The following is a 25,998-nucleotide window of genomic DNA, read 5'->3' as shown; positions in this document are numbered from 1 at the left end:
AAAAGTAACATATAGTCGTATAGTATGGATATAAGACGAAGTGTGTAAAGAAATCTGCTATAAAGGAAGGCATGAGTAATGAGTCTGTTCGAAAAACTGCAATCAAAACAAGAAAAAATTGCCGTCATTGGACTGGGATATGTCGGATTGCCTTTAGCGATTGAACTGTCAAAGAAATATGACGTCGTTGGATTCGATCTGAATAAAGAGAAGCTCGATAAATATTTAACTGGAATTGATGTGACGCATGAAGTCGGTGATGACGCTGTCCAAAACACAAGCATGACGTTCACAAGCGACGAAGCGGATCTACAGGCTTGCAAATTCCATATTGTCGCGGTCCCAACGCCGATTAATACGGACAAAACACCTAATCTGAATCCGGTGATTGGTGCAAGCGAAACCGTCGGCCGCAATTTGACAGAAGGTTCCATTGTTGTGTATGAATCAACCGTCTATCCCGGAACAACAGAGGAGATCTGTATTCCCATTCTTGAAGAACAGTCGGGATTAGCGTTCGGCGCTGATTTTAAAGTCGGCTACTCCCCAGAACGAATCAATCCCGGCGATAAAGTCAACCGGCTGACAAGCATTATTAAAATCGTGTCCGGATCGGATGGGGAAGCACTGCGCGAAGTTTCCAATGTCTATGACTCGATCATTGAAGCCGGTGTACATGAAGCCGAGTCCATCAAAGTTGCTGAAGCCGCCAAAGTGATCGAAAACTCACAGCGGGACATCAACATCGCATTCATGAACGAACTCTCGATGGTGTTTAACAAAATGGACATTAATACCAAAGCGGTTCTGGAAGCAGCCGGCACCAAATGGAACTTCTTAAAGTTCACCCCAGGTCTTGTTGGCGGGCACTGCATTGGTGTTGACCCGTATTATTTCACATATAAAGCGGAACAGCTTGGACATCATTCGCAAATTATCCTTTCCGGCAGAAAAATCAATGACGATATGGGAAAATACATTGGTTCCAACATCATTAAAAAAATGATCCATGCCAAACATGAAATCAGCGGCGCCAGGGTAGGAATCCTGGGCATCACATTTAAAGAAGACTGCCCAGACGTGCGTAACAGCAAGGTAATCGACATCATCGAAGAACTGAAAGACTATGGCGTTGACGTCCTTGTTCATGACCCGCACGCCGACGCGGCAGCAGTGTACGACGAATTTAACATAGAACTAGTCGAAAAAGATCAGCTTCATGACTTGGACTGTGTCGTCATGGCAGTCGGTCACCAGGAATTCAAAGAACAGTACGACCTGGACATGCTCGACACCCTGTATAAGAATAACGACAAAAAAGTCCTCATCGACGTAAAAGGCATCATGGACCGTAGCGGATGCGAAGCCCACGGTTACCACTACTGGAGCTTGTAACGCCAGGACGTGGGCGGGATGTGGGGACAAGCTTTTTGTCCCACCAAATTTGGGCAAGTTTTGGCGGGGGTACGAGCAGGATTTTGTCCCGTTAATGAGAATTGAATGATTTTAGCTTTATGACCTCCATGATGGGAGGAGTCGAGATACTCCTTTTCATTATGGAGTTTTTATTTGGGCTGATCTTCTACTAGATTTCTGGTAGCAGAAAAAAAACGGTCGAATTGATCGAACCGGTTGATTCTTGAGTGAAACCGGTCGATAAATGGTAGGAACCGGTTGATACTTGAGTGAAACCGGTCGATAAATGGGTTGACCCGGTTGATACTTAACCGGTCGATAAATCGCTAGGAGTGGTTGATACTCGAGTGAACCGGTCGATAAATCGCTAGGAGCGGTTGATACTTGGGCGAAACCGGTCGATAAATCGTTAAGACCGGTTGATACTTGAGGAAAACTGGTCGATAAATCGTTAGGACCGGTTGATACTTGTGAGAAACCGGTCGATAAATGGTAGGGACCGGTTGATACTTGAGTGAAACTGGTCGATAAATCGCTAGGAGCGGTTGATACTTGAGCGGAACCGGTCGATAAATGGTAGGAACCGGTTGATACTTGAGTGAAACTGGTCGATAAATGGGTTGACCCGGTTGATACTTGATTGAAATTGGTCGATAAATGGGTTGACCCGGTTGATACTTAACCGGTCGATAAATCGCTAGGACCGGTTGATACATGAGGGAACTGGTCGATAAATGGGTTGAACCGGTTGATACTTGTGCGAAACTGGTCGATAAAATCGTTAGAACCGGCTGATTCTTGTACGAAACCAGCTGATAAATCGTTCCGAACGGCCAATACTTTATGGAAGTTAGGAAGGTATTTAGAAGGTATTTCTTTTGCGATGCCCCTTCCTAACATTACATACACTTCTTTCCCCTATAATCGGCTACCAACACCGAAAAGTGCTGCATTTACCGCAAAATTGGACATGGGGGCTTCTCGTTTGGGTTTCGTCCATGTGGAGACTCCTTATCAAATCGGAACCAAGAAGCTTTTGAATCGATTCGGAATACCATTAAGTGTGAGGGAGTACTGACTATAGGAACTATAAAAATTCCTTTTCGTCTAAATTACAAGTGGCACCCAGGGTGATTAAGTCCCTTTTATGAACGGGAATTGCAGACCTGTAATGCATGATAAATGGATATCATTTGTTTGCACTTCCACTTGTTAATTAAGGTCGTTAATAATTATTGTTGAAAGGTGCATGATGCATAATTCACGGGAACACTTCTTTCATCAAGTCATATTTACAATAAAAAAAGTTACTGAAGGAAAGTAATTAATCTGTTGACATTTATCATTGTATTTAGTATTATAAAAATAATCAAAAATATTTCTATATTCTGAAGTTTATTGGTTATAAGTAAGTACTTAAACTTAGATATTGTGTGACCTTTTAGGATTAAGATAATTATTCATCTGACCTATAAAATGTCACTTGTACAAATGAATGTCATTTTATTTAGACTTGAGCATCTTTTTATGAAAGCGAATTCATACATGGAAGGAGCCTGAATATGAAAGGTCAAACAAGCGATAGACCACCAGAAACAGATCCGAAATCCAGTGTTGAGAATTTATTTAATAAAAATGTTCATAAATCAAAGTTGGTTAAATTGGCTTTGATCGCCGTTATTGCTATATCAATGTCAATTTTTCATATGTATACATCGGGTTTTGGTGTCTTTGAAGCATGGCAGCAAAGATCTATCACATTATCGTTTATTTTACTATTAGTACCTATATTGTTTCCGTCAAAATTCAAGATAAGGTCCCTAAACATCATTGTTGATTCAATTTTTTTATTACTAGCAGTGTTGGTTGCAGTTTATTCATTACAGGTGTATCCGGATATTCTTTTTAGAAAGACTATTCCAAATCGTGCGGATACCATTATGGGGATAATTGCAGTGCTGCTGGTTTTGGATGGGACGAGAAGGGCTATCGGAAACTTTTTATCAATCCTAATATTACTTTTTGTTTTATATGCATACTTAGGAAATTACATGCCTGGTATGCTAACACATCCAGGTTTCAGCGTTGAAAGAATCGTTGCTACTTTTTATAACTCTACCTCTGGGATGTTTGGAATTGTATTAGGCGCAATGTCGAACTACATTATCATCTTTATTATATTTGGTGCCTTTTTGCTCAAGTCAAAAGCTGGTCAGCTCTTTATTGATCTAGCTTATTCTTTAACAGGTACAAAAAGTGGCGGTCCAGCTAAAGTGTCCGTCTTTGCTAGTGGTTTAATGGGAATGACACAGGGAGCTGCCGTCTCAAACGTGGCGACAACTGGTACCTTAACAATTCCATTAATGAAACGCGTAGGTTATAAATCGCATTTTTCCGGTGGTGTTGAGGCCGCGTCTTCGGTTGGGGGACAGCTTATGCCGCCTATTATGGGTGCATCAGCCTTTATTATTGCTGCTAATCTTAAAATGCCGTATATATACCTAGCACTATATGCATTAATACCTGCTGTTCTTCATTATTTAGCGGTTTTTTTTATGGTACATTTTCAGGCTAAAAAAAACAATTTACAGGGATTGCCAAAGAAGGAGTTACCGAACTTTAAGGATGTTATGAAGAAAGGGTGGCTCCTGTTTCTTCCAATTGTTATGATTATAGCACTCCTAGCCATGGGATATTCTCCACAGCTCGCCGGTTTTTATTCAATACTCGCTATAATTGTACTTTCTACGCTTCGTAAAAGTACGAGAATGAGTTTAAAGGATGTTCTGGCCGCTTTAGAAATTGGAGGAAAAAATTCAGTTTCAATCGGAGTTATTTGTGCTGCAGCCGGTTTGCTAATTGGAAGTGTCAACCTGACAGGTCTGGGTCTCAAGTTCTCTTCCATGGTGCTGAGTATTACGGGTGAAAGCATACTTCTTTCACTGGTTCTAATTATGGTTGCTTCCATATTATTGGGAATGGGAATGCCAACTGTTTCGGCTTATGTGATTTTGGCAGTTTTAGGGGTGCCAGCTCTAGTTGACCTTGGTGTTAACCCAATAGCGGCACATTTATTCGTGTTCTATTTTGCGATTATGTCAAATGTCACACCTCCTGTCGCGGTGGCAGCTTATACGGCAGCAGCGATTGCTAATTCAGATCCAAATCAGACTGGATTTTCTGCTTTAAAGATTTGCTTGGGTACATTCATAATTCCTTATATGTTTGTGTTTGGACCAACATTGCTGTTACAGGGAAGCATAGTGGATACGGTTGTAGCTATTCTGACTGCTGTAGCGGGACTCTTTGCATTAACGACTTCGCTGTCCGGCTGGATGTTAACTGATATGAAAATATATGAAAGACTTACAGGCTTCATAAGTGCAGTATTTCTAATGTATTCAGGAATCGTTTCAGATGGAATTGGAATGATGATGTTGCTTATTCTTGTCATCATTCAGTTCAATCAGCATAAAAAGAACCCCCATGTCACTCGTTTTCAGGAAGATTTGAGTAGTTAATTAATCTTTTAAAAGTTTTAAGGGGGTGGAAATAGAACAGTTCCAGTTTCTTGCTGAATTTAATCCAGTATCGTTAATCAAGTATGAGGAGGGAATTTAATGAAAAAATTACTGGGAATGACATTGTTGGTGCTCATGTTACTTATTTTGGGAGCTTGCAACGGATCAGAGGAGGAAGAATCTTCTGATGATGGGGATCTTGAAATGTCTAACATTGTAATCTCATCCGGTCCAATTGGTGGCGGATGGTACAATACGGCTGCAGGAATCGCTGAAATACTAATGCGGGAAATACCTGGTCTTAATGTAACAGTAAATGAGGGTGGTGGATATGAAAATATCAAGTTGGTAGACAAGGGCGATGCTCAAATTGGATATGCTTTCACAAATGACGTTATGTCCGGATTAACTGGGACTGGTGTATTTAAAGAAGATGGAGCCACTGAAAACGTCAATACGTTTTTATCATTATATAAGTCTCATTTACAAACGGTAACGCTTGCGGATAGCGGAATTGAAACATATGCAGACTTTGGTGATAAGGATATTCTTCCGGGGGAGGCATCTTATGCAACGGTTCAACATGTTGAAAAAATATTAAATTATTATGATATATCTTATGACTCGATACGGGAGAATGGTGGCAGTGTCTCTTATACCGGCTATTCTGACATGACTGGCTTAGTGAAAGATGGCCATGCGGATGTGGCAATAGGTATGACAGCAGCACCGTCAGGGTTTATTATGGAGCTTAACGCACAAGATGATATTAAATTTGTAGAACTGGAACCTGAGGTACAGGAATATATACAGGAGGAAGTCCCTGGAATTGTACCTATGGATATGCCTGCAGGTACCTATGATGGACAGGATGAGGGGGTATCCACAGTTGGTTCCTATACAAACCTTGTAATGAGTAGCGAGGTACCAGAGGACTTGGCTTATAAAATAACAAAGGTCATAATGGAAAATAGGGATGAATTAGAAGAAGTAGATTCCGTATTATCTGATTTTAATGAAGATACAATGGTAGAAGGGTTGGAGGAACAAGATTTACATCCGGGTGTGCTAAAATACTTGGATGAAAAGTAGAATTTGATTTTTTATCTAGTGTACACAATCGAAAAAATCGTTCAAAGTGACACGATAAAGAGGTCTACTTATCTGTAGGCCTCTATATTATATTTCAACTTTTTTTCCTTAATTAAAAATTTGAATTGGATGTATAACTATTTCAATTAATTGCTTCACCACCGATGACCAACAGCTTAGAAGGCTGTTGGTCATTGAATCTTTTTGGAAATCCTCTCAACCGCTCTCCGCCCAAAAAAGTCTTAAGTCACCGCCCGTATTCATTGGCAAAGGTGCCCGTCACAATTTCTAGCAGCGAGACAGAAGACACCTCCATCCCTTTATCCCGACATTCCAAATTAATTCAGATGTAAGCGTCAAATAAAATACACATAGGAATAAAAGGGCATCCATGCGATAATCTTCTTAGAAATTATTTCAGGAGGTTATGCGATGACCCTAAAAGACAAACGAATAGAATGGAAAGCACGCTATGATGCTTGGAAAGAAAGTGGACTAAGTGTAGCCGAATGGTGTCGTAATCAGGAAATCAAAATCCACCAAATGTACTATTGGGTACAGCGATTCGAGAATTCCGGAAACGGAGCCAACACAATGGCTCGCCGTCCAAGTAGACGAAGAAACCATAGCTCCTGAAGGAAAAGGACCCATCTTTATTCACTTTGACGCCATCTCCGTCGAGGTACGTCCAGGTGCTAATGTTGGCCTACTGTCCGATATCATCCATGTCCTGCAAAACCAATGCTGACGAATTTTCAATTCGAGCGCGTGTACTTGGCACGCGGCAACACAGATCTTCGCAAATCCATCGATGGGCTGGCGGTCATTGTAAAAGAATGCTCTGATCTTGATCCCTTTTCCCCTTGTCTGTTCGTATTACAGCCCACGCCAACTTCGTTGGCTGTTGGATGGTTTGCCAATTGAGCAGAAGCAGGCACACCGGGAAGTAAAAGCACGTACCATTCTATGAAAAATTGAAATATGAAAATACGGGAATTCGAAAAGGCAAATCGGGTTCTTTTTCGTATACTTATTTTATGGAGAAAACAGCGCATACATCAAACAAATCAATTGAATATTATAAAGCGCAAAATGAAAAGCTTGAGATGGAAAACGAGGCGTTAGAGGCAAAAAAATGGTACGAAGAACAATTTCGGCTAAGCCTACCATGAAAATGAGGCCATAAACGAGTAAATCTTTAAATGATAGCGTACGTTTTAATTCTTGTTTGTAGCCAAACTTTCCTATCGTCGTACCATTCGTGTTTTCTGACATACACTTCTCCTCCTTTGACATTGAAAGTTCGATTACACAACACCATTTCAAGAGGTGAACGTCACCTTGATAAAACAATATGCAGGTCAGTGAGAGAATAGACTTGCTTTGTTGTCTATTCCAAAGGGGAGCTATACTTCCGACTGTATTGTATCTTCATCCTTGTAAAGATCAACTGAAGGAGTTCAGAAATAGAAATTTCCGTGCTGCCCCAAACGGTTTAACTAGATTATAGATACGAAGTGTAACTGCTAAACTGAAATAGAAAGTTTCCGCTACATAAAAATGAACACTCCCCGGAATGGTGGAGATAAAAAGTTGCAGTTTCCGGATCCATGCAGTATCACCATGTTTCGTCACTACTACAATCGAATTGGGGGAAGAAAAAGTGTCATGTCCAAGTTCAGCATGACACTTTTTCTATATGACAGTCGATTATGGAAAATAAACGGTCATTTATCGGTCCCGTTCCTATCGTAGCCTGGGAACATTTATTACCTTCGAGTTGTCTGGTTTTGTACCAACGCCCGTTTCAATGACATATTTCCCTAAAATATTGCCCGGGCAATAAGAATGTGAAAAGGTGTCGAAGGTTAAGGTTATTTTCCTCACATTTAGTAGATCATTTGGGGACTATGATTGACCCAAGCGACTGGAAATCTTGCTGAAGCGAGAACGTCTCGGGCATCATACGATCCTCTTTTGAATTAATCTTACTTTTTCATCGATATGGCAAAGTGCATTCTAAAGGATGCTATTTAGATTTACCTTAATTATTACAGACATGATATAGGAATTTTGAGAAAATATGAGTATATGCAGGGATAAAGTTGAAATATGAACGATATAGGCCAAAGCTATCAATAATCACGATTGATAGTTTTAAAATTTATTGGGTAGTATAGAATGTAAATAGTTTAAGGGGTGGATGCATTTTATATGGTAAAAAAACTTCGTGTAATTAGTTTGGTTGTTGTCATGTTTGCTTTTATGCTGTCGGCATGCGGGAACAGCAACACCCAAAACGAGAATGGAAATGATTCTGCAAATAACAATAAAAATGAAGATACAATTGAGCTTGGCCAGGAAGAGCTGTCATTGCCCTATGTTTCTTGGGCATCTACTGTTGCGAGTGTTAATGTTGTCAAAGCCGTACTTGAAGACGTAGGATATGAGATAAACGCACAACAGGTGGAGGCGGGCGCCATGTTTTCAGGGCTTGCCAGTGGATCTGGGGATTTTTCAGTAGGTGCTGTGACACTGCCAAATACACATGCTGATTACTGGGATGAATTTGGCGATCAGATTGATGATATCGGTGTAACAATGGAAGAAAGTGTTACCATGGGCTTGACTGTACCTTCCTATGTCAATATTGATTCCATTGAAGATATGGCGGAGAACAAGAATAATATTGGGGATAATACTGATTGGACCATTGTCGGAATCGACCCTGGTGCAGGCGAAATGAAAATTACAGAAAATGACGTGATGCCGGGATACGGACTTGATGAGTGGACATTGCAAAGCAGCTCCGGTCCGGCCATGACTGCTGCATTAAAAAGAGCTATAGAATCAAAAGAACCTGTCATTGTGACGCTTTGGGAGCCGCACTGGGCGTTCATCGAATGGGATCTGAAATATCTGGAAGATCCCGAAAATTATTACGGCGAACCGGATAGTATACATGCGGTTGCCCGAGAAAAATTGAAAGAAGATGCGCCTGCTGCATATAAGATTCTGGAGCAATTTCAATGGGAATCTGAGGATATGGGCGAAGTGATGAGTATGATTCATAATGGAATGGATCCTGAAAAAGCTGGAGAAAAATGGGTCAATGATAACCAGGATAAGGTGGAGACATGGACGGAGGGTGTGAAGTAATAACCTTTCCTGTTATCAGGACGAACGATTCAACTTTATTCGTGTGGTAGGATATTAGGCCAGACCCTGTAATACTTTAGTGTGTGCCAGAAAGCTACGGAAAGAGCTTGCAGCGAAACGCAAAATGAAAGTGTATTTACTCTTGCCAACAGAATTGTGAATTCCTTCTTTTTTCGTTCTGTACATAGGCAATACAAGGTACATTAAAGTCGACATATTCAATCTCAAACAAATGGCAACCGCACCATCCAAATGAGGGTTGTTGCCATTTGTTTAAGGAGACTTTGCAATTGAGTTACTATTTACATTTTCACTACGAGTCGTGCAACGTCTCCATTCTGTAGTCTGTCGAACCCTTCATTGATTTCATCCAACGTAAGTGTATCGGATAGAAGCTGATCGACAGGTAACCTTCCTTGCTTAAATAGCTCGACGAAATGTGGAATATCCCGCGAAGGAACACAACTTCCAACGTAAGATCCTTTTACAGTCCGTTCTTCTGCTGCAAGGGTCACTTGCGGAAATGAAAATTTATGTTCTGGATGTGGTAGTCCCGTTGTGACAGTAGTGCCTCCCCGTTTTGTAATTTGATAAGCAACTTCCATTGCAGGAACAGCTCCGGCAGTTTCAAACACATAGTTGAGCCCTCCACCGGTTGCTGATTTTATTTGATCCACCACGTCCGAATCACTGGAATCATATACAGCGGTCGCCCCTAACTGTTTGGCTATATCAAACTTATCCGGGTTGATATCGAGGGCGATAACTTCCCGTGCGCCGGCAAGTTTTGCTCCGATCACTGCGTTTAGACCGATACCACCAAGACCAACAACAGCTACACTGCTTCCAGGCATCACTTGGGCAGTATTAATGACCGCACCGACCCCGGTAATAACCGCACACCCGAATACTGCGATTTGCTCAAATGGAATTTCCGGATCAACTTTTACAATCGAATTCGTGGAAACAACCGCATATTCCGCAAATCCTGAAACACCTAAGTGATGATTAATTTTTCCCTGCTCTGAATTGAGTCTCCTGCCTCCATTTAGCATCTCACCATCATTGTTCGATTTGGCTCCACGCTCGCATAATGCAGGACGGCCTTCTTTGCAGGGGAGACATTGTCCACAACTTGGGATAAAGGTGCATACGACGTGATCTCCTTTTTCAAAGTCCGTCACCCCTTTTCCGACTTGGACGATTTCTCCTGTTGCCTCATGTCCTAAAGCCATCGGTGTTGGTCTAGGACGGCTCCCATTGATTACCGAAAGATCGGAGTGACATAGGCCAACCGCTCCTATCTGTATTAATACTTCATCTTGCTTTGGCTCATCCAATTCCAACGTTTCAATCTTTAATGGTTTGCTTTCAGCATATGGTGTTGGTAAACCCATTTCATGTAAAACAGCTACTCGTGTTTTCACATTCTCACTCCTTTGCCGTCATTACTCATAATATCCTTCCGTGGATTTTCTGAATGAGTTAAATTGTTCACTATCATGTCCAAACCAAATTTCTGCATTGGTTTCTTTCGCCAGGCGTTTGATTCGTTCAGCAGATTTTGCCCAACCAATTGAATCATATATAATACCGGGCGCCTTCAGCGGAGGCCCAATACTCTCAGCGGTATAAATAGCATCAGAAGCTAAAATGATGGAGCCAAGTTCTGATAATTCGACCTGTAGGCCGATCATCCCCCAAGCGTGTCCACTTCCAAAGTTAAGTATTTTCACACCATCTACCAATTCTATATTATCTTCGTAAGGTTTAATCGTTTGCCATGTTAGATTGTTTTTAATCCATGCATCAATATCCGCCCAGATATAAGCCCCACTCTTCTGATTTCTTGCATATGTTTGCATGGTTCCGTTCAATTCATCTTCATGAACAATAACTGTGGCATTGGTGAAATATTCAAGGCAACCTGCATGGTCTAAATGTAGATGGGAGGCAACTACGTAATCGACATCTTTTGGATCGACATTTATTTGTTCCAGACGATTATACAAATAACATTCCTCACTAGCTGTGTATGGAAATGCTTTTTGTGTTTGTTCAATCCAGCGTCCTTCTGATCCCATTGCATTTGGGTTGCACGCTGTATCAAAAAGAATTTTTCCTTCCGGATGATCAATAAACACCGTATAAATTGGAAATTCTACCATTTCGTTAGGAGCATTAGGGTTATCAATTGTAGCTTGATTAGAAGTTGCGATCATTAAATTTTTATCCATCTTCATTCGCCCATTATCCAGCACGTAAAGCTTAGGCCTTTCTTTCTTTACATTTGCCACATTAATTTCCTCCCTTGATAATTGAAAACGTTTCTAAAGCCAACTAGAAAATGTAAATATACTTCAATAATTTTGATTTATGGTTAACTTTATGCGCTTTCGTACAAGGTTATGTTTAACGTCTGAAATAATAAAAAATATTGATTCTTGGGTAATTTCATGTTATCCCTCCTTGTAAAGCCCTTGAGGAAAAAAACTCTTTTTAATGGACAGAAACCGATAAGCATTCGATTTGACTCAAGCGGGCTTAATGGAGGATATGTATATTTTGTACGTGAGTCAGGCAGCTGCTTAATTAAAATAGGAAAGGCTAAAGACCCGGAGCAGCGCATGAGTAATGACTTCGGTACACTCATGCCCTATGATTTTGAAAGTAGAATATCCTGAAGGTTAATTAAAAAAAGTAGAATAGTAAACTTTAATTTAACCGAATAAGTTAATTTTAAGTCAGAATAATTAAAATAGATTGACATTTGTTGGTGGTAATGTTAGGTTCATAGTAAGCTTTTGAAATTGCCTGCACATAATACCTATCACAACTTACTAATTTTATAGAGAGAAAAACGCAGAAAATGCAGAAGGCCGGTTTTATTGCTATCTTCGGGCAAGTCGCCTATTGAAGATAAATAATAGTTAAGGAGTGGTTTGTTTGTCTCTTTCAGTTAAACAATTGCTGGAGAACAAAGGAATAAAACCAAGAGAGGAACATCTGGACATTTTAGAAAATCGGTGGGAAGGGATGCAGTCTCTGCGAGGGAATTTGGAAAACGCAAACATAGATGATGCAAACATGAGCTTGCGTAACATACCTGGAGGTGATCATGTTGAGTAAGGAATTGGCGTCAAAATCAGTTGAAGAGTTGGCTCCACTTATTGAGAACAAATCGGTTTCTCCGGTAGAGATTACAGAAGCAGTGCTCGATCAGGCGGTAGCAACGCAGGAAACGGTTAATTCATACATGGAAATATACAGGGAAGATGCACTGGAAGAAGCGGAAAAAGCGGAAACGGAAATTAGCAATGGGATTTATCGCGGCATGTATCATGGTATCCCAATGGCTATCAAAGATATTATTTACATGAAAGATAAGGTAACGACCATGTCTTCCAAAATCCATAAAGATTTTGTATCTGATTATGATGCGACAGTCGTTTCCAAATTAAGAGAGGCAGGCGTTGTTTTTACTGGTAAATTGAGCTTGCATGAGTATGCCTGGGGTATAACAAACAACAATCCGCATTATGGTCCTGTGCGAAATCCGTGGAATTTGGATAAAATACCGGGAGGATCAAGCGGTGGTTCAGGGGCGGCTCTTGCTGCTGATGCAACCGTTGCTTCACTGGGGACGGATACTGCTGGCTCCATTCGAATTCCCTCGTCTGCCTGTGGAACTGTCGGCTTAAAACAGACTTACGGACGAGTTAGTAAACATGGCGTTTACCCGTTAGCATGGACGCTTGACCATGTTGGGCCAATGACGAAAACGGTCAAAGATGCAGCAGGTTTATTGCAGATTATTGCCGGGTTTGATAAGAATGATCCAACGACTGTAAATGTTCCTGTCGATAATTATATGGAACAGATTACCGGTGATGTGAAGGATCTTGTCATTGGCGTTAATGAAGACTATTTCTTCAATCGTGTAGATTCCGGTATTGAAAAACTTGTTCGTGACGGCATTCAGAAACTTGTCGATCAGGGTGCGAAAGTGCAGGAAGTTAAAATACCTGCATTGCAATATGCCGAATGGGCAGAGCTTATCACATCACTATCAGAAGCATCGACAATTCATCACAGTGATTTGCAGACGAGGCCACAAGACTTTGGAAATGACATTCGTATGCTGTTTGAATTAGGTGAGCTTCCTTCAGCTGTGGATTACTTGCAGGCTCAGCAGGTGAGACGGCAGTTAAAGCAGGATTTCCAGAAAGCCTTCGAGCAAGTGGATGTACTCATGGCGCCAACGTTACCAGTGCTTCCAAATGATATTGGTGACGACTTTGCTGACTTAAATGGCGAAAAAGTAGACTTGATTGATAACATTATTCGCTTTATGGGACCAGAAAACTTAACCGGACTCCCAGCTCTTTCTGTCCCATGCGGATTCAGTAAAGGGCTCCCGGTAGGAATGCAAATTATTGGCCCTGCATTTAAAGAGGGAAGAATCCTGAATGCCGGCTACGCATTTGAAAAAACCAATCCGATGCAAGGAAAAAGACCAGGTATATTGGAAAAGGTTTAAAAATGTTCAATAACCCACCAGGCATCTTAACTATGGTGGGTTATTTTTTAGGGGAATTGGGGGGATCATTTCCAGAGTAAATGATTGCGGAGGAAGTATTATAACTCAACATTGGGATGGTCTGATGTACGACATTCTTGCGTGTTGACTTTTCGTTATTTAACATCTCCTTTATTCGTGTCTAAAATCTTGTTCCATTATAGAAATAAGATTATGATTTATCTCAATGCCGGATGTAAATGCAATAAACAGATGAACTTCACCAGCTTGATTTATTTTTATTTATAAGCAGGTGGAAAGGTTTGTACAATCCATAAGGTACAAACCTCATTCCAGACCCAGACCTTCATACACTTTCTTGGTACTCCATGAGCTCTACGTCACTTCCAATATAACGTTGAAAGGTTTCCAGAGAACGGAGGATGGCCATGGGATCAAGATTTCTTACAATGAACACTAAAAACGATTGGGATACGTCTTCCGGCCAATTATCCAAATGTTCTGGTGGATGGATAATATGTTGTACCCCATTCAGATTGGTGGGAGCTTCCTCGCCAACATCCAATATTCCCTTAACCCTTAACACATTCTCGCCGTGTGTATGCAGAAGAAGGCTCAACCATAGCGTAAACGCGGTCCAGTCCAGTACTGATGAAAAAGAAAAAGAAATGGATTGTACTTGTGAAGACACCCCTTTAAAGTATTGGCGTTCAGGCAAACTATGAACAGTGGGCTCAGCAGAACTTTTTTGAAGGACATTTGGATCCACGATGCCATTTAATGCCGTATATATCTGGGCTGATGGATTTATCCCCTTTATTTGCTTCATAACCATTTCTTTCGTATCATCTGTCACTAAATCACTTTTGGTCAGGATTAAATGGTCCGATACACTAACTTGCTTAACAAATTCAGGACTTTTTTCAAATTGCAGTTGTGCATTATCAGTATCGACTGTCGTGATAACTAGTTCAACATCAAAGTGATTTTGCAGCATTGGGTTATTGAGGATGGTATAAACGATTGGTGCTGGGTCGGCAAGCCCTGTTGTTTCGATCATGATGCGTTCATAACCTTCTTCCAGTTGTTCATGTTCAAATAGTAGTTCTTTCAGTTCCTGCTCCAGATCATCACGGGAATTACAACACATACACCCTGAGTTTATGAGTGATATTTTTTCCTGAGATTCTCTTAGCAAATGGTGGTCTAGTCCCGCTTTGCCAAATTCGTTAACAATCACAGCAGTCCTTTTGTTATCAATCTGTTGTAAAAGATAGTTTAAAACGGTTGTCTTTCCGCTCCCTAAACATCCGGTGACAATAGTAATTGGAATTTTTTGTCCCATTCTATATGCTCCTTCACTTCAACTTTTGGAGTAACGTGTCATCTAGAGGATCAATCGGTTGACCAGCCATTTCCTTTGCTTGTTTCCAAATCTGTCCTAAATCGTGGATGACAGCCATTTTTCCTTTATTATTCATCATTATAAACTTACTATTATTCCACTCTTTCAAAGTAATGCCATGAGAACTTAATAGGTCATTGCATATCTTGGTTCTAAGAAGTCTAGAACGTTTTCGCTCCCTTTGGAATTGACCGGAGACAACCGTATCAAGCTGTCTCCTTTCCATATCTGTCCAGTGAATTTGTTCGATAAATTCGCCGCAAAGTATGCACATCACAATGTCACTCCATTTCATAAAAGAACGCCCCAGGAACAGAAGGGTTACGTGTAGATTCACCTGAGGCACTCCATTTATATATTTATTTATTTTGACGGCTCAGAAAGTCGTCGGCAATTTCGTTAAATGTCACCCACTTCACACCTTCATGTGAATTAAAATATTCAATAAGACGTTCATGCATTTTTAATACCTGGGGACGGCCGCTTACGTCGGGATGAATTGTCATAGGAAAAATAGCCCGATCCATATTTTCATACATCCAGTCAAACTGATCCTTCCACAGTTGCTCTATGTCACGAGGGTTTACAAATCCATGGCTGTTAGGAGATCCCTTAATATACATCATTGGAGGTAAATCATCCAAGTACCAGTTTGCCGGGATTTCTACAAGGGTTGTCTCTGTTCCTCGTTTTAGTGGTTTCATCCACTCTGCGGCGGTTTTTCCGTAATCAATTTTTGTCCATTCGTCACCAACGCGTACAAAATATGGTGAGAAGTCATTATGCATCAAACTATGGTCATATTTAATTCCATGCTTATACAATAATTCGTTGGTAACATTCGAGAACTCCCACCATGGCGCAACGTATCCAGTTGGTTTCTTTCCTGTTAAATCTTCAATCAGGCTTATCGATTTGAGTAATACATCTTCCTCTTGTTTTGGTGTCATCGCAATGGGATTTTCATGCGAATAACCATGTGCACCGACTTCGTGCCCGGCATCAACAACCATCTTCATTTGTTCAGGGAACGTTTCAATTGAATGTCCGGGAATAAACCATGTTGTGGTTAGGTTATATTTTTTAAATAAATCCAGTAGTCTTGGAGCACCTATTTCACCGGCAAACATTCCTCGGGAAATATCATCTGGGGAATCCTCCCCGCCGTAAGAGCCTAACCAGCCAGCAACTGCATCAACATCAACACCGTATGCAACAAGAATTTCTTTTTTTGCCATCATAATCCCTCCAGTTTTTAAGGTTGACTTACCCTTTCAACATTTTGTTTCATTTCAGTCCATGATTTGTTAGAAGATAACATCGTACCTAATAAAATACGTGCTTTTTCACCTGATAAATCACCAGCAAACCATGCACCTGCGCGTTCCAGATCTTTTCCACCGCCATTTCCATAAACAGGAAGTACTTCACCACGAATACAGCGTGACGTCACAATAACAGGGATACTGTTGTCGACTAAGCGTTTTACTTCATGGGGAATTGTTTTATGAGCGTTACCGCGGCCAAACGCTTCGATAACGACACCAGAATAGCTATCTGTTATTCTTCTGAATTCTGCACCATCCATACCAATACCTAAGCGGACTAAAGCAACGGGTTTTGGGATGGTTGCTTCCAGACTTGCGGAAGGGCTTACATTTTGGCTGGCAATCACTTTCTGATTATCTACCCGACCAACTGGCCCCCAACCAGGTGAATCGAATCCTTCCAGTGCGTTCGTGTCTATCTTACGAACATCGCGGGCCGAATAAATAAATCCTGCGAATACGACCAACGTTCCAAAATTCGATAGTTTTTCTGACTGAGCAGCATAAATGGCATCCTGTAAATTTTTGGTACCGTCACTGAATGAATAGGAAGCATCGAATTGTGCGCCCGTTAGAATAACTGGTTTTTGGTATGAATTAGTGACTAAAGACAAATAAAATGCTGTTTCTTCAATAGTATCCGTTCCATGGGTAATGACAACACCTGTAACGTCCGGATTTTTTAAAGCTTTCGTGACATCGTTTGCAATTTTAAATAATGTTGAATAATCGAATGTATAGCTGCCGATTGTCACAGATGATGTCACCTTCACATTACTTTCGATTCCTAATTGTGTCATCAAATGCTGACCCGAAAGAGTTGCTGATACATCACCGTTTTCATGGGGAAGGGAGGCAATGGTTCCTCCAGTTGTAATCACCTGTACATGTCCCAAACGAATTTACTCCACCTTTCCTGATGGTGACGTTTCATCATATATTAAATATTGTTCGCCTAATCTAACTTTGAATTTTTTTATCCCCCTTTTAGAGCGTATTATTGACTTCATATTTTATTAGCAAATTTCATGCCAAAATGACCGGATAACTCTAAATAGAATTGATGTACTGTTAAATGGGGATTTAATGGAAAGCAAGTCAATTATTCTAATGATTTTTGTTATTTTTTCATGCATTATTGCAATGCTATATTCCAAATTGCATGAAAGTGTGGAAAAGTTTATAATAATTATATCGAAATCTATAGTCAGGGGCGATTACAATTGAAGCAAGCTTCCTCTCATATATCAGATAGAATGCCCTCATTAAATAACCAATTAAAGCAAGAAGTTGAACTATATCAAACGGCAATTGATGATTTACAGGCAATCTTTGATAATTCATATGATGTGCTTTATGTTGCTGACGGGAAAGGAAAAACGTTGCGTGTCAGTTCGGCTTGCCAGGTATTATGGGGTGAAGAACCTGAGGACTTAATTGGAAAATCAGTCTATGAACTTGAGGAAAAGGGAATTTTTCAGCCATCTGCTACTCGGATTGCGCTTGAACAGGGGAAAAAGGTTCACATTATCCAACGTACAAAGGAAGGCCGGACTTTAATGGTTGTCAGTACGCCCATTCGTGACTCGGAAGACAATATAACACGTGTTGTCAATGCTTCCCGGGATATGACAGAATCTCATAAACTGGAAGAAGAGTTAAATGAGATGAAAATGTTGATAGATGGCTATCGCAACCAGCTATCCAGGCCTGGAACAAATAGCCAAGATAAACTTATTTATCGAAGCAGGTCGATGAATGACATTATTTCAATTCTACCTCGGCTTGGTACGGTTGATTCAACAGTTCTGATTACAGGTGATTCGGGTGTTGGAAAAGAGGTTGTGGCAAATTATATTCATGAAAATAGTCCAGGAGACGATAATCCATTTATTAAAATAAATTGTGCGTCGATTCCCGAAGCATTATTGGAAAGTGAACTTTTTGGCTATGAGCAAGGTGCGTTTACTGGGGCCGGTAAAAAAGGAAAAGCAGGACTTTTTGAATTAGCGAATGAAGGAACACTTTTTCTTGATGAAATTGGGGATATGCCGTTACAACTGCAAGGCAAGCTATTGCGTGTATTGCAGGAGGGCGAATTTATGCGAATTGGTGGACAAAAACCCATACACGTAAAAGTCCGAATTATCGCGGCTACGAATCAGAACTTGGAAGAGAAAATAAAGGAAAACTTGTTTAGAAGGGATTTATTTTATCGGCTCAACGTTATTCCTATTGACATACCGCCTTTACGTGATCGGAAAGAAGATATATTTCCACTTATTCAACATTTTTTGGAAGGGTTTTCATCAAAGTTTAATATGAAAAAAGTTTTATCTCAAGATGTTATTAACCTTTTAGAGGAATACTCATGGCCTGGTAACGTACGTGAATTAAAAAATATTGTTGAGCGAATAGTTGTTATTTCTAATTCACAGGAAATTAACCTGGAAACTATTCCTAGTTATATTAAGGATTCTTTTGTTAAACAGAAGAAATCCCCTCTCATTTTCCATGAGGATAGGGGTTCGAATGGTAGCGAAAGCATTATTCCGTTAAAGGAAGCGGTCATGCAGACAGAAAGTCACTTTATTCAAAGAGCAGCCCGGCAATGTTCCAATCTAACACAGATGGCACAACTATTAGGTGTGAATCAATCGACCGTATCCCGTAAAATGCAGAAATATGGTTTGTTGGATAAGGAGTAATCGTTGTCCATTCCGTGATTTCAAATTATGCTATTTAAGGGGAGTCGAACAGGTGAAGGAGTTCTTTTATTGTATATTTCACGGAAAATACGGACTGAAGTTTGCTGATAGTGGAATTTTGCTAGCAGAATTCCACTATCAGAGTATTCCTTTCTGGTTTTTGGGTTTTATCTTTAATCTAGTGCTAAAATATATTTGGTCGCCAAAAGAATTTATTGAATGCCACTTCCTTATTGAATTCTATACCGTTTCTTTTTGTATTAGATTGTATATGTCATGCCAGGGTTTTATTCTCTCAAATGCGGAACTTGCTGCAAGTACATCTTCATCTGCGTATCTCTTTCCGATAATTTGCATTCCAACTGGTAGTTTACTATCACTCAATTCTTGTTGTGAACGATTGATCCCTAAATCAACCTTCTCGACATGAGCACCCATATCTTCAAAAGCTTTTGCAGAATTTGTTATAACGTTCTTAACCTCTTGATCTACAGGAAAGACATCAAAGTTAGGACTGTAAGCAATTTTCCACCCTTTTATTGAGCGCCCCAGTGCCCTACTAAAATCATAATCCGTATCAAGACTAAAAGGATCTCTCGGATGATAGCCACTTAATGCATTTAATCCAATAGCCGCATCCTCAACATTTCTTGTTAATGTTCCTTCAAATAGAAAAATGTTGCCGGCACCGAATGCATTAGGGCGGGATACGAAAGGAACTCTGCCAAAAGAAGCCTTATAGCCATATAATCCACACCACGATGCAGGGATTCGGATGAACCGCCCCCATCAGTTCCAACTCGATGTGCTCCCATCCCTATGCCACCAGGAAGTGAAAAAACAGCAAACACGCCTATGTGGAGTACTGTGCTAGGTACTTTAGCAATTCATGATTGAAAGGAAGGCTTGAAAAGGTATGTTTAAGGGGGTGTTTTAGCATTTTAGGTTTAAATTCATTGCTATTTAGGGTAAAATGTATTTATTAAGGTCGGAAGGTATATTTAAAGGAGGGAATGGTATTGGGGAAACTTCGCTCAAATGATGTATTCAAACCGGGATCATTTCCTAAATACACATACGTTTCCAGGATGTCTGCGGGTTTTAACTTCACGTACGAATTACGTTTAACACAAGCCATGAATACTCCCGGATATCTGACATCTATTATTGGACCATCGAAAACGGGGAAGACGGTCTTATCTGAAAAAGTAATTGGAATAGAAAACATTGTATCATTAACAGGCAGCGATTTTAAAGATGGAATGGAATTTTGGTCAATTGTCGCAAATAAGGTAGGTTTATCCCTTGAAGGAGAATACTCAGAAACGGCTTCACTGAAAGGCACAGATACCAATCCTGAGGATAAATCGGTCTCTACTAAAGAAAGGTTTGTCTCAAGTAAAGATAAAGTCATTCAGCACTTTGAGGAAAATAACCTTGTATTAGTTATCGATGATTTTCATTATGCGCCTGAAAAATTACAGTTAGATATAGCTTATCAGCTGAAAGATGTCATTAGAAGAGAGTTTAAAGCAGTAGTCATATCCCTCCCCCATAGGGCAGATGATGCAATTAGAAAAAATCCTGATTTGAGTGGCAGGTTAAACTTAATTAATATTGAACCTTGGCAAGAAAACGATTTAAAAGAAATTGCTGTTACCGGTTATGGACAGCTTGGAATTGAAATAAGTGATCAGTTTGCATCCAGAATGGCTTTAGAAAGTCTAACATCGCCTCAATTAATGCAGTCAATATGCTTGAATCTGGCTATTATTTTAAAGACTGATGAAGAAGACATAAAGAAAATAAACGATCAGAAAAAATTAGAGGAATGTTTCCGTTTCACTACCAGTAATTTACCATATCAAGAAGTAGTGAAAAAATTAATGGCTGGACCGCCAACAAGAGGACAAAGAAGGAAAAAATACCAGTTGGAAAGTGGAAATGAAGAGGATATATACTATCTTTTATTAAAAGCAATTGCTCTGGACCCGCCCGTTGTCAGAATTTCCTTGGACGAAATGAAAGAAAGAATTGATCGACTAACAACCGGCTCAAAAGAGAAAATTGAGAGAGCCAAAATTAGGGATACGCTTCAAAAAATACATGATATTATGCTTGCCAATGGACAGATTTATCAAGTTTTTGAATGGAAAGACAATCAAATATATATTCTTGACCCCCTATTCCTGTTTTACCTTAGATGGGGTACGTATTAATTAGAGGGGGGATTTTTTGGCTAAAGTTACATTAAAAAAGGATACAAATACGGCCGTGCAGGAAATAAGCCATAAGTTAGATGATTTAGATAAATTAATAGATATATATGGGAAAAAGAAAGAAATCCTGACTGAATTTGAAAATTGGAGAAACGATGTCAAGAGGACGTTGGACGGAAATTTTTATGACCAATCGATAAGCAGAGATTTTCTGATTGAAACAAAAGTACTTCCGAATAAATTTTCGGATACTGAAAATGTGAAGAAAATCGATGAAGCATTATATAAGGGAAAGAGTTATTTGAGGAATCTGAACACTGACATTCAATTGGATAAATATTTACCGCGGGTCAATCATGATTCAATAGAAAAAACAACAGCTGTAGCAATTATTAGAAAGATACTACGAAACTTTTATAAACATATTAAAGCCATGTATCAAGATGAGGTTCATGGTAACGGTAAAATTAAAAAGGAAGATCTTGATAAGATTAAAATTGGCAACGAATACGATGTTCAGCGCATATTGTACTCCCTGATTCGGCCAATATTTCCAAATGCCAGGTTAGAGGTTGCAGATGACGCTGGTTACAATTCAGTGCGTTATGATATTGCCCTACATGAATACGGAATTGTAATAGAGGTTAAATGTACACGGCCAACCATGACTGAACGTAAGCTGACGGAGGAATTAGGTGCGGATTCTTTTCATTACAAAGCCGATCACCTATTTTTGTTTATTTTTGATAAAGAGAAGTTAATAGAAAACCCCGATGTTTTCGCAAAGTCATTTCAGAGGCAAAAAGCGGATTTTGGGAAAGAACTCGAAACAGTTGTGGTTCAAGAGATTACATTCTGATTTGGTTCTATGTTTTTGTGCATGTCACCATCCGAGTTATAGACCATTAGAAAGGCCATGAAATTGGTAATAAACAATTTCACGGCCCTTTTTGAGCAGTTAAGTAATAGTCCAGCTTAGCGTTGTAAAGTTACTTTGTTAGCCATGACATATTCTACAAACAATACCTAATAATTAAATTTCCGGCCAGTGATGTGCCCATGGTTTAGCTGTCTCAAAAGCTGCAGAAGAACGCAGAACTGTTGCATCATTGAGATGGCGACCAACTATTTGTAATCCTATCGGTAGTCCGTCTTCCGTCCAGCCCGCTGGAACGTTTGAAGCTGGTTGGCCTGTCATATTAAACGGAAAAACAAACGATAACCAATGTGATTCAGAAACATTTTTTCCATCTATCTGTGTTGGACCATTAATACCTACTTCGAATGGTGGAACTGCTAATGTTGGCGTTAATAGAAGGTCATAATTTTCCATGAATTTTCTCATTTTTATATTTACTTCTTGCCGGAGCATGTGTGCATTTGTTAGTTGTTTTGCAGTCCACTCGATATTAATAAAATCTTTCGTTGTTGGTCCCAAGATGTTCTCATTATTCTTCATAGCTTCCCTTAGTCCAGCTAAATCTGTATCGCGGGCAACGAGCGTCCAAAATTCTTCCCCTGTCACTTTAAAACCGGGATTTACTTCTTCTACATGGCATCCAAGCTGCTCAAAGACTTTAACTGCTTCTTCTGTGATTTTTCTTACCTGTGGATCAACAGCGGCATGGCCTAGATCTGGGCTCCAGGCAATTTTAAGTCCTTTAATATCTTGATTCTTAATAATAACAAAAAAGTTCCTTCATCCTGCGCTTTGTTCAATAAAATGGAAACCCACAAATAGCAACTTATTATCTGAATATAATGGACTAATAAATAATTGGTAATTTTGGCATGTTGTTGCCATTATCATCCAGTGCTATTATATTTATAAGGACTCATCCCCTATCAAATCAAACCATCTAACACTTATTTTCTTTAAAACGACCCACATTCTCAAAGAAGAAATGAAAACATGGGGGCTTGTTCTCGTTACTGGTATTCTATTTCGAAGACTTTTAAAAATTTTAAAAGCACAAGGAGGAAGAAAATGAGTAACAGAAAAAGAGTTTGGTTTGAAGAAGCCGGTCGTAGGTTAGATCCAGGTTTAGTAGAACAATTAAGGATGAAACGAAAAGAGGATCCTTACGAGACAAGTAAAGAAAGACTGCCAGTAATTGTATATTATTCAAAAGACTCCGATGACAACAAGAAGAAGGACCTGTTTACAGCTTGCCAAGCAGATAATAACAGCAAGCTAGACAAAGACATTGGTCGAATGGCTTCTAGAGGAAATTTAACCCCACAAATGATCAAGCAAATTAAAGACCATGAATCTGTTGATCGTATCTTTTATGACCGTCCAGTAACCGCCCTGCTTGATGTCGCAAGTAGACAAATTGGTTCCGTTGAACTCCAGGAAAGCGCTGGTTTAACGGGTAAAGACGTCACCATATCTGTTATTGATTCAGGTGTCCACCCTCATAGTGACCTCACTGAGACAAGCAATCGAATTGTTGCGTTTAAAGATTTTATAAATGATGAAGAAAAACCTTATGATGATAATGGACATGGCACCCATTGCGCTGGTGATGCAGCTGGTAACGGCCAACAATCTGATGGACTGTATATTGGCCCTGCACCTGAAGCATCTATTGTAGGTGTAAAGGTTCTTGATGAAAATGGAAGTGGAAGATTATCTACTATCATTGAAGGCATCGAGTGGTCTATAAGTAATAAAGATGAATACAATATTCGAATCATCTCTCTATCATTAGGAGCCCAGGCGTTTGAATCCTTTCGAGATGATCCACTATCCATTTCAGTAGAGGAAGCTTGGCATAAAGGTATAGTTGTTTGTGCTGCTGCAGGAAATAGCGGCCCTGAACAAACAACGATAAGTACTCCTGCCATTAACCCTTTCATTATCACAGTTGGATCTACAATGGATCAAAATACAAAAGAACGTTCAGATGATCATATTGCTGAATACTCAAGCAGAGGCCCAACAGTAGACTCTTTTGTTAAGCCGGACATTTATGCACCAGGTACAGATATTATTTCATTGTTAGCGCCAGATTCTGCGCTGGAACAAGAGCTGCCAGAGCAGGTCGTGGATGAAAACTATTTACAGTTATCTGGAACATCCATGGCAACTCCTATCTGTGCCGGGGTAGTTGCACAAATGTTAGAAGCAAATCCTAACTTAAGTCCAAATGATATTAAAAGTATTTTAAAGTCTACTTCAGAGCCAGTACTCAACGACGTTTGGGGATATATTGAAGCGGGAAGTGCAGTGGAGATGGCGACCAATTATACCGGTTATCAAAAAGCTGCTAAATAAGGTGTCGCTGTTGAATTCCGAACTGCACCGGCTGCGTCATTAGAAGTAAGGGACATCAAAAGTTAAAGTTTGGGTGTCCCTTATTAATTAGGCTGTACTTTTAATTAATCGAAGGAGGAATGAATATGAATTTATTCCCTCAAAAAAAGGAGAAGATGATCCCCGTAACCACCGACCGTCAGCGTATCAATACCATTCTTTCTCAGCTTAGAGAAACAAAAGCAACTATACAGAAAGACAAAAGAGAATATTATGATGAGGAAACAGATAAGCAAAAGATCGAGAAGTATTATAAAAACATCGATTTTGAAAACTCCGGTGATAACGAACTGATTCAGTCATTAAACCAGCTTCTCCGGGAAACCCATACGAACAAGGTAAGTTACGACCCGAGTGAGTATGTTTACCCTTGGGTTGATCTACGCCCAGATGGTACTCTCACCAGTATTTACTCAGGTCAAAAGAGGGAAGCGGAAGAAGTGATTAAAGAGGATTATGCAATCTCTATAAAGCGAAAGGAAGAGATTGAAAAGATAACTGATAAAAATCAAAATCGAATAGATCATAAACTGGATCAGATTGCAAAGGATTTCAAATATAACTGTGAACATTCTGTCCCCCAATCTTGGTTCAATGAACAAGAGCCAATGCGCGGCGATATCCATCATTTATTTACTTGTGACCCTGTCTGTAATTCTATAAGAAGCAATTATCCGTACCATGATTTTAGGGACTATAAACCGGAAGAAATGACATCGAAGCGAGTAGAGGAGCAGTGTGGAAAGGCAGATGAGGGACTATTTGAACCTGAAAATGCTAAAGGAACAGTCGCGAGAGCCATGTTGTATTTTTTAATTAGGTATCCTGACGGGATTGAATCATCTTATAAGGAAGGTATCGATACGAAGTTATTATTAGATTGGCACCAGAACTTTCCACCTACCCTTTATGAAAAACATCGCAACCAGGCTATTTATGACATTCAAGGAAACCGAAACCCATTCATCGATTTTCCGTTGGTGCCTGTCACCACCCGAATCTTGTTGAATTATGTCGAATAAAGTTCTGTTTAAAGATGGCTGCTGGTATGTTGAAACTGGCGGCTTTTTTGTGATGTTTGGTTTTTTTCGTGGATGAAAAAAATTAACGTTTAGTCAAAATGGCATTTTCCCCAGCTCTTTTTTGTTATTTTTGTATTTTATCTTAGTGGTATTTCGGCAAAATAGAATTTTTCACCGTTTTAGGCCCTTAAGAGGCAGTTTTGGTGAATATTATTTAGAACAAATGTTCTTGACTTTTGATAGAATATAGCTTATCTTATACCTAACCA

At 39.8% G+C, this 25,998-nt stretch carries 24 protein-coding genes; 13 read left to right on the top strand and 11 right to left on the bottom strand.

The genetic code is table 11. From position 1 onward, the window contains the following. The first annotated feature begins 78 nt into the window (after nucleotides 1-78). Nucleotides 79-1,395: a nucleotide sugar dehydrogenase gene (locus ACFSUO_RS08100; RefSeq protein ID WP_382392884.1), complete on the top strand. Its 1,317-nt coding sequence runs from the start codon at nucleotides 79-81 to the stop codon at nucleotides 1,393-1,395. Nucleotides 1,396-1,742: 347 nt separating this feature from the next. On the opposite strand, the gene ACFSUO_RS08095 is transcribed toward ACFSUO_RS08100, so the two are convergent. Together ACFSUO_RS08095 and ACFSUO_RS08090 are read right to left on the bottom strand one after the other, a co-directional pair. Further along, nucleotides 1,743-2,132 (bottom strand): hypothetical protein, encoded by a 390-nt coding sequence (locus ACFSUO_RS08095; RefSeq protein WP_382392882.1) that lies wholly within the window; start codon nucleotides 2,130-2,132, stop codon nucleotides 1,743-1,745. Next, nucleotides 2,095-2,316: a hypothetical protein gene (locus ACFSUO_RS08090; RefSeq protein ID WP_382392880.1), complete on the bottom strand. Its 222-nt coding sequence runs from the start codon at nucleotides 2,314-2,316 to the stop codon at nucleotides 2,095-2,097. Before ACFSUO_RS08090 ends, ACFSUO_RS08095 begins: the two co-directional genes overlap by 38 nt. A gap of 662 nt (nucleotides 2,317-2,978) precedes the next feature. Between ACFSUO_RS08090 and ACFSUO_RS08085 the strand changes: the two genes are divergently transcribed. The 4 genes from ACFSUO_RS08085 to tnpB all read left to right on the top strand — a co-directional run bounded on the left by ACFSUO_RS08085 (nucleotide 2,979) and on the right by tnpB (nucleotide 6,953). Further along, the gene (locus ACFSUO_RS08085) at nucleotides 2,979-4,937 is read left to right on the top strand and encodes a TRAP transporter permease (protein WP_382392878.1); all 1,959 of its coding nucleotides are present in this window, start codon (nucleotides 2,979-2,981) and stop codon (nucleotides 4,935-4,937) included. Nucleotides 4,938-5,036: 99 nt separating this feature from the next. After that, nucleotides 5,037-6,029, top strand: a complete 993-nt coding sequence (locus tag ACFSUO_RS08080; RefSeq protein WP_382392876.1) for a TAXI family TRAP transporter solute-binding subunit — start codon at nucleotides 5,037-5,039, stop codon at nucleotides 6,027-6,029. 432 nt (nucleotides 6,030-6,461) lie between these two features. After that, nucleotides 6,462-6,665 carry an IS66 family insertion sequence element accessory protein TnpA gene (tnpA, locus tag ACFSUO_RS08075; protein ID WP_382392874.1) on the top strand — a complete coding sequence of 68 codons (204 nt, stop codon included), beginning with the start codon at nucleotides 6,462-6,464 and terminating at the stop codon, nucleotides 6,663-6,665. Between the two features lie 105 nt (nucleotides 6,666-6,770). Then, nucleotides 6,771-6,953 carry an IS66 family insertion sequence element accessory protein TnpB gene (gene tnpB, locus ACFSUO_RS08070; RefSeq protein ID WP_382392872.1) on the top strand — a complete coding sequence of 61 codons (183 nt, stop codon included), beginning with the start codon at nucleotides 6,771-6,773 and terminating at the stop codon, nucleotides 6,951-6,953. A 111-nt stretch (nucleotides 6,954-7,064) separates the two neighbouring features. Here tnpB and ACFSUO_RS08065 read toward each other — a convergent pair whose 3' ends face one another. Then, nucleotides 7,065-7,304, bottom strand: coding sequence for a hypothetical protein (locus ACFSUO_RS08065; RefSeq protein WP_382392870.1), 240 nt, complete (start codon nucleotides 7,302-7,304; stop codon nucleotides 7,065-7,067). Nucleotides 7,305-8,243: 939 nt separating this feature from the next. On the opposite strand from ACFSUO_RS08065, the gene ACFSUO_RS08060 reads away from it, so the two are divergent. Continuing rightward, on the top strand, nucleotides 8,244-9,188 hold the full coding sequence (locus tag ACFSUO_RS08060; RefSeq protein ID WP_382392868.1) for a glycine betaine ABC transporter substrate-binding protein: 945 nt from the start codon (nucleotides 8,244-8,246) through the stop codon (nucleotides 9,186-9,188). 302 nt (nucleotides 9,189-9,490) lie between these two features. Here the strand turns inward: ACFSUO_RS08060 and ACFSUO_RS08055 are convergent, their stop codons facing one another. Both ACFSUO_RS08055 and ahlS read right to left on the bottom strand, forming a co-directional pair. Next, a complete protein-coding gene (locus ACFSUO_RS08055) occupies nucleotides 9,491-10,615 on the bottom strand; it encodes a zinc-dependent alcohol dehydrogenase family protein (protein ID WP_382392866.1) in 1,125 nt (374 codons plus the stop codon). 21 nt (nucleotides 10,616-10,636) lie between these two features. After that, nucleotides 10,637-11,485, bottom strand: a complete 849-nt coding sequence (ahlS, locus tag ACFSUO_RS08050; protein ID WP_382392864.1) for an AhlS family quorum-quenching N-acyl homoserine lactonase — start codon at nucleotides 11,483-11,485, stop codon at nucleotides 10,637-10,639. A 640-nt stretch (nucleotides 11,486-12,125) separates the two neighbouring features. On the opposite strand from ahlS, the gene ACFSUO_RS08045 reads away from it, so the two are divergent. After that, nucleotides 12,126-12,317: a hypothetical protein gene (locus ACFSUO_RS08045; protein WP_382392862.1), complete on the top strand. Its 192-nt coding sequence runs from the start codon at nucleotides 12,126-12,128 to the stop codon at nucleotides 12,315-12,317. Next, nucleotides 12,307-13,728 carry an amidase gene (locus ACFSUO_RS08040; RefSeq protein WP_382392860.1) on the top strand — a complete coding sequence of 474 codons (1,422 nt, stop codon included), beginning with the start codon at nucleotides 12,307-12,309 and terminating at the stop codon, nucleotides 13,726-13,728. Before ACFSUO_RS08045 ends, ACFSUO_RS08040 begins: the two co-directional genes overlap by 11 nt. Nucleotides 13,729-14,074: 346 nt before the next feature. On the opposite strand, the gene ACFSUO_RS08035 is transcribed toward ACFSUO_RS08040, so the two are convergent. The 4 genes from ACFSUO_RS08035 to ACFSUO_RS08020 form a co-directional block, all read right to left on the bottom strand. Further along, entirely contained in the window at nucleotides 14,075-15,073 is a 999-nt protein-coding gene (locus ACFSUO_RS08035; RefSeq protein ID WP_382392858.1) for a CobW family GTP-binding protein, read from the bottom strand. 13 nt (nucleotides 15,074-15,086) lie between these two features. Then, on the bottom strand, nucleotides 15,087-15,428 hold the full coding sequence (locus ACFSUO_RS08030; RefSeq protein WP_382392856.1) for a hypothetical protein: 342 nt from the start codon (nucleotides 15,426-15,428) through the stop codon (nucleotides 15,087-15,089). A 64-nt stretch (nucleotides 15,429-15,492) separates the two neighbouring features. Next, a complete protein-coding gene (locus tag ACFSUO_RS08025) occupies nucleotides 15,493-16,371 on the bottom strand; it encodes a polysaccharide deacetylase family protein (protein ID WP_382392854.1) in 879 nt (292 codons plus the stop codon). Between the two features lie 17 nt (nucleotides 16,372-16,388). Further along, nucleotides 16,389-17,357 carry an asparaginase gene (locus ACFSUO_RS08020; RefSeq protein ID WP_382392852.1) on the bottom strand — a complete coding sequence of 323 codons (969 nt, stop codon included), beginning with the start codon at nucleotides 17,355-17,357 and terminating at the stop codon, nucleotides 16,389-16,391. 360 nt (nucleotides 17,358-17,717) lie between these two features. Here ACFSUO_RS08020 and ACFSUO_RS08015 point away from each other — a divergent pair, with 360 nt between their 5' ends. Next, nucleotides 17,718-19,169, top strand: a complete 1,452-nt coding sequence (locus ACFSUO_RS08015) for a sigma-54 interaction domain-containing protein (RefSeq protein ID WP_382392850.1) — start codon at nucleotides 17,718-17,720, stop codon at nucleotides 19,167-19,169. Nucleotides 19,170-19,409: 240 nt separating this feature from the next. On the opposite strand, the gene ACFSUO_RS08010 is transcribed toward ACFSUO_RS08015, so the two are convergent. Next, nucleotides 19,410-19,940 carry an amidase family protein gene (locus ACFSUO_RS08010; RefSeq protein ID WP_382393160.1) on the bottom strand — a complete coding sequence of 177 codons (531 nt, stop codon included), beginning with the start codon at nucleotides 19,938-19,940 and terminating at the stop codon, nucleotides 19,410-19,412. 242 nt (nucleotides 19,941-20,182) lie between these two features. On the opposite strand from ACFSUO_RS08010, the gene ACFSUO_RS08005 reads away from it, so the two are divergent. Together ACFSUO_RS08005 and ACFSUO_RS08000 are read left to right on the top strand one after the other, a co-directional pair. Further along, the gene (locus tag ACFSUO_RS08005) at nucleotides 20,183-21,388 is read left to right on the top strand and encodes an ATP-binding protein (RefSeq protein WP_382392848.1); all 1,206 of its coding nucleotides are present in this window, start codon (nucleotides 20,183-20,185) and stop codon (nucleotides 21,386-21,388) included. Nucleotides 21,389-21,404: 16 nt separating this feature from the next. Beyond that, nucleotides 21,405-22,247 carry a PD-(D/E)XK nuclease domain-containing protein gene (locus ACFSUO_RS08000; RefSeq protein ID WP_382392846.1) on the top strand — a complete coding sequence of 281 codons (843 nt, stop codon included), beginning with the start codon at nucleotides 21,405-21,407 and terminating at the stop codon, nucleotides 22,245-22,247. A 174-nt stretch (nucleotides 22,248-22,421) separates the two neighbouring features. Here the strand turns inward: ACFSUO_RS08000 and ACFSUO_RS07995 are convergent, their stop codons facing one another. Beyond that, complete coding sequence (locus tag ACFSUO_RS07995) at nucleotides 22,422-23,054, bottom strand: amidase family protein (protein ID WP_382393158.1); 633 nt, start codon at nucleotides 23,052-23,054, stop codon at nucleotides 22,422-22,424. A 321-nt stretch (nucleotides 23,055-23,375) separates the two neighbouring features. Between ACFSUO_RS07995 and ACFSUO_RS07990 the strand changes: the two genes are divergently transcribed. Together ACFSUO_RS07990 and ACFSUO_RS07985 are read left to right on the top strand one after the other, a co-directional pair. After that, the gene (locus tag ACFSUO_RS07990; RefSeq protein WP_382392844.1) at nucleotides 23,376-24,668 is read left to right on the top strand and encodes a S8 family peptidase; all 1,293 of its coding nucleotides are present in this window, start codon (nucleotides 23,376-23,378) and stop codon (nucleotides 24,666-24,668) included. A gap of 119 nt (nucleotides 24,669-24,787) precedes the next feature. Next, nucleotides 24,788-25,729, top strand: coding sequence for an endonuclease I family protein (locus ACFSUO_RS07985; RefSeq protein WP_382392842.1), 942 nt, complete (start codon nucleotides 24,788-24,790; stop codon nucleotides 25,727-25,729). Nucleotides 25,730-25,998 lie beyond the last annotated feature (269 nt).

Origin of the sequence: Lentibacillus juripiscarius, assembly GCF_042685205.1 — a bacterium.
GTDB lineage: Bacteria > Bacillota > Bacilli > Bacillales > Amphibacillaceae > Lentibacillus > Lentibacillus juripiscarius.
Note: the sequence above shows the minus strand (reverse complement) of the source record. Positions and strands in the feature narration are given on the sequence as shown.